Source organism: Bifidobacterium sp. (assembly GCF_051876855.1).
In the GTDB taxonomy this organism is placed as follows: domain Bacteria; phylum Actinomycetota; class Actinomycetes; order Actinomycetales; family Bifidobacteriaceae; genus Bifidobacterium.
In genome coordinates this window covers 1-4,704 of the sequence record NZ_JBJEIH010000094.1, presented here as the reverse complement: position 1 = coordinate 4,704, position 4,704 = coordinate 1, and the positions used below count along the sequence as shown (strand labels likewise).

The window sequence follows — 4,704 nt, the reverse complement described above, 5'->3', positions numbered from 1 at the left end:
CGTTATGCGCCGGGTAGAAGCCTTCCCGCACCACCCAGGAGCCGCAACGCCGACTTACGTACGCCACGGCATACAGGACGGCGCGGAAACCAATCCAGCAATACGACAATCCAGCAATCCAGACTCCCCCACGCCCACCCCGGACACGCATATTCGCCGATAACGCAAAAGGCGGAAGCCGCACCGCACATTACACATGCAGTGCAAAGCTTCCGCCTCTTTGGATCGACCGGCATCTACCGGTCTGCTGGCCTACCGGTTCAGGCGCTCACGCCCATACCGGCCAGCATTGGTGCTTACTTGAGGGCGCCGGTGTGCCAGATGCGCTCGAGGTAGTCCTCGATGGAGCGATCGGAGCTGAAGTAGCCGGAGTTGGCCACGTTGAGCACAGCCATACGAGCCCACTTCATCGGATCGCGGTAGGTCTCCTCGATCTCGGCCTGGATGTCCATGTACGCGCGGAAGTCCGCAAGCGTCATGAAGTAATCCTTGTTCAGCCAGTCGTTGACGAGGTCCTTGTAGGTGTCCTTGTCACCGTCGGAGAAGGTGCCGTCCGCGACCATGTCGATGGCCTGCTTGAGCTGCGGATCCTTCTCATAGTACTCGCGGGACAGACCCTTGGTGTCGTAGCCCTTGGCGTACAGGGCGGAGACTTCCGGCTCGGTCATGCCGAAGAGGAAGAAGTTCTCAGCGCCGACGCGCTCACGGATCTCGACGTTCGCACCATCGAGCGTGCCGACGGTCAGGGCGCCGTTGAGAGCGAACTTCATGTTGCCGGTGCCGGAAGCTTCCTTGCCGGCCTGCGAGATCTGCTCGTCGAGGTCGGTGGCCGGGATGAGGTTCTGAGCCAGCTCGATGTTGTAGTTCCACGGGAAGTAGACGTGCAGCTTGCCCTTGGTGGCCGGGTCGTTGTTGATGACGCGAGCCACATTGTTGATCAGCTGAATGGTCTGCTTGGCCAGGTAGTAGCCCGGGGCGGCCTTCGCGCCGAAGAACACGGTGCGCGGAACCAGGGTGTCCGGATCAACCTTGCCGGACTTGATGTCGGCGTAGGTGGCGATGACCGCGAGGATCTTCAGGGCCTGGCGCTTGTACTCGTGCAGACGCTTGATCATCGTGTTGAACATGGTGTTCGGGTCGATGTCGAAGCCGTACTTACGCTTGGCGAACGCAGCGAAGTCGTTCTTGTTGGCCTGCTTGACGGCGGCGAACTTCTTGACGAACTCCGGATCGTCAGCCAGCGGGATGAGGCCCTTGAGCTGCTCGAGGTCGGACAGCCACGCGTCGGTGCCCAGGCCCTCGGTGATGAGGTCGGACATGCGCGGGTTGGCGAGCTTGATGAAGCGGCGAGGAGTGACGCCGTTGGTGACGTTGGTGAACTTGTCCGGGTACACGGAGGAGAAGTCCTTGAGGGTGACGTCCTTGAGCAGCTCGGAGTGCAGCTCGGCCACACCGTTGACGTAGGAGCCGCCGTAGGTGGCGAGGTACGCCATGCGGACGGAAGCATCCTTGCCGTCGGTGTAGATGCGCATACGCTCGATCTGGTCGTCGGCAACGCCCTTGCCCTTCAGCTCGGCCATGAACTGCTCGTTGATCTTCTTGATGATCTCAAGGTGACGCGGCAGCAGCTCGCCGATCAGGGAGGCCGGCCACACTTCCAGAGCTTCCGGAAGCAGGGTGTGGCAGGTGTAGTTGAAGGTCTTGTTGGTGATGGACCAAGCGGTATCCCAGTCGTAGCCGTACTCGTCGATCAGGACGCGCATGAGCTCCGGGATGCCGATCACCGGGTGGGTGTCGTTGAGCTGGAACACGATCTTGTTCGGCAGCGTGGTCAGGTCAGGGTTCTTCTCGCCCGGATAGAACACGCGGATCGCGTCATGGATGGACGCGGAGACGAAGAAGTACTGCTGCTCGAGGCGCAGCTTCTTGCCCTGCGGGGTGGAATCCTCCGGGTAGAGGATCTTGGAGATGTTCTCGGCCTCGACCTTCGGGATCACGGCGTCGAGGTAATCGCTCTTGTTGAAGGTGAGCAGATCGAACTCGTCGTAGGACTTCGCGGTCCACAGACGCAGCGTGTTCACGCGGCCGGACTTGTAGCCCGGAACCATGTAGTCGCACGGGACGGCGCGGACAGCCCACGCCGGCTTCCACACGCGCTTGCCGTTCTCCTCGACGACTTCGCCGCCAAAGTTCACGCGCTGGTCGCGGTTGTAATCGACGTGGCCCCACGGCTCCTCGTTGACGAGCCAGTAGTCAGGGGTCTCAACCTGCTTGCCGTTCTCGTCGAACTCCTGCTTGAAGATGCCGTACTGGTAGCGGATGCCGTAGCCGAAGGCCGGCACGCCGATGGAGGCGAGAGAATCGATGTAGCAGGCGGCGAGGCGGCCAAGACCGCCGTTGCCCAGGCCCGGCTCATACTCGGCGTCGATGACGTCCTTGGTGTCGAAGCCCAGCTCCTTCATGGCGCCTTCGAACTGCTCGGTCAGGCCGGCGTTCAGCAGCGCGTTCTCCAGCTGCTTGCCCATGAGGAACTCAGCGCTCAGGTACCCAACGGCCTTGGTGTCGCCGTTGACCATGTCGTGCTGGGTCTTCATCCAGGAATCCACGAGGTGGCGGCGCACGGCAGCAGCGGTGGCCACATACACATCAGCGGCGGTCGCCTGCTCCGGCGTCACGCCCTGGGTGTACTTGAGCTGCTCGCGAATCTCGTCGGTGAACTCACCGGAAGTAAGCGAAGACTTCGGTGCAGTGATTTCGGTCATTATCTGACTCCCTTTGACGGAACCTATTCCAAGAACCATTATGCCTGAAAGTCTCGGCATTGGCACGGCCTGACAAGCGCAGTGCGCCCCTTTCTGCATACGTTCTCAGAGGTTGATATTAACATCACCCCCTCAACCACGTGCAATCGCCCCGCATCAGGGAGCCGAACCATCTTTGTCTTTACTGAATTAATCAATGCATGAAGCCCATTCTCGTGCGGTTCACGCGCAGGACGACAAGATGAAAGCAATCGTTTGCAAAAGCGACACGCCCACCATACGACCGCCATTGGGAGGCCGCGGAGAGCGCCGTTGCCGGAGTGCTTTATTGATTTTGTCCTCATGCGGTATATGCAACGCCGACAGATAACACGTCATCCCGAGAGGCAGAGATTACTAGCGAACGATTAAACACCCCACGATATGACTACTCCCGCAATGGCTCAGTCGCATCATTAGCACCACGATTTTTCCTATACGCCCTATACGTCTACCTTCCGAAGCCATCGGAAGCAAGTCGGAAGGAAAGTCCCTGAAACAGTCCCCGAAACAGTCCTCAATAACGCAAACAGGGGCGCCCCGAACGGGACGTCCCTGTACAGTGCGGCACGCTCAAAGCGTGCGAAATCCATGATGGATGACGGTGACGTTGAGGTTGGATACGTCAATCCGCCAAGATATCGAAGGCGACGAATGCGCCAGACGGATGCGCCGAAGGAATGGGCGGCAGCCAATCAGGCCTGCTCGGGCTCGGCGGCGTCATCCGCCTCGCCTTCAGCCTCGTCGTCCTTGTTCAGGCCCAAATCAACCGGCGAGGAGCTGTTCTCCCACGGCTCCTCCCATGGATCGTAATCCGGGTTCTGCTGCTTGTAGATGTACATACCCGCAACAGCGGCGAGCAGCGCTCCGAAAAGCAGCGCAAAGAACTTCCAACCGTTAGAAGACTTCTGCTCCATGACGGCTCCTTTCAGGTACCAGGTGACCTGCCCATCCAAGTCAACTCTAGCTACCATAGTACGGCCTCGATTGTGACGATTGAGTGGAAGAGCGGCAAGAGTCCACCCGCCAGGGGCGTATTCCAGCCGACAGTGCGCCGGTGGGCGTTACAGTGGGACCATGCGAATTGGCAGCTTTACCCTCGATCGTCGGTCCGTGACAGCTCAGTGGCGTGGCGGAGGACCTGTCGTCACCGCGGCGATCTGCGTGGTCTGCATCATCGTGTGGCTGCTGGAGGTCCTGCTTCAGCACGTGTCCCCCAGCTTGTTCACGGCGATGCTGGGACAGGGGATGTTCATGCCCATCGCGGCGGTGGAGCATCCGTGGACTTGGCTGACCTCGATGTTTCTGCATTCCCCGTCCATTCTGCATGTCGCGTTCAACATGATGGCGCTGTGGTCGGTAGGGCCTGTATTGGAACGGATGTTCGGCCATTGGCGGTATCTGGCGTTCTACTTGATCTGCGGATTGGGCGGCGCCACCGCACTCACCCTGTGGTGCCGGGTGACTGGGAATTGGCTGATGGCGGCATACGGGGCATCTGGCGCGATTTTCGGTCTGTTCGCGGCGCTGCTGGTGGTCTTTATGAAAAGTGGCGCCGATCTTCGATCGATGCTGGTGTGCATGGTCATCAACTTCGCGCTGCCGGTGATCATGCCGAATGTCGCATGGCAGGCGCATGTCGGCGGTTTTGTGGTCGGCGGTCTGCTGACGTGGCTGCTGGTGGACGGGGTGCCTACGCTGCGAGGTCAATCCGCCAGTCGTCGAATGTGGATATATGGCTCGGCTGTGACGGTTGTGCTTGTAGTTGCGTTGATCTTGTGCGTGCCGCCGATTGGGCGGGTCGCGTAAACGGTTGCTGGACGGCTGACGGATTCCGGCCGGCGTGATGGCTGGCAGCGGCTGGCAGCGGCTGGCAGCTGCCGTATCTCGCCGCAGTGCGATT

Annotated in this window: 3 protein-coding genes; 1 reads left to right on the top strand and 2 read right to left on the bottom strand. The window is 60.2% G+C overall.

Annotated features, from left to right (window positions below; genetic code table 11):
* Positions 1-296: 296 nt before the first annotated feature.
* Together ACI38B_RS06340 and ACI38B_RS06335 are read right to left on the bottom strand one after the other, a co-directional pair.
* On the bottom strand, positions 297-2,762 hold the full coding sequence (locus ACI38B_RS06340; RefSeq protein WP_439730013.1) for a glycogen/starch/alpha-glucan phosphorylase: 2,466 nt from the start codon (positions 2,760-2,762) through the stop codon (positions 297-299).
* A 734-nt stretch (positions 2,763-3,496) separates the two neighbouring features.
* Positions 3,497-3,718, bottom strand: coding sequence for a hypothetical protein (locus ACI38B_RS06335; protein WP_439730027.1), 222 nt, complete (start codon positions 3,716-3,718; stop codon positions 3,497-3,499).
* Positions 3,719-3,878: 160 nt separating this feature from the next.
* Between ACI38B_RS06335 and ACI38B_RS06330 the strand changes: the two genes are divergently transcribed.
* The gene (locus ACI38B_RS06330; RefSeq protein ID WP_439730012.1) at positions 3,879-4,610 is read left to right on the top strand and encodes a rhomboid family intramembrane serine protease; all 732 of its coding nucleotides are present in this window, start codon (positions 3,879-3,881) and stop codon (positions 4,608-4,610) included.
* Positions 4,611-4,704: the final 94 nt, after the last annotated feature.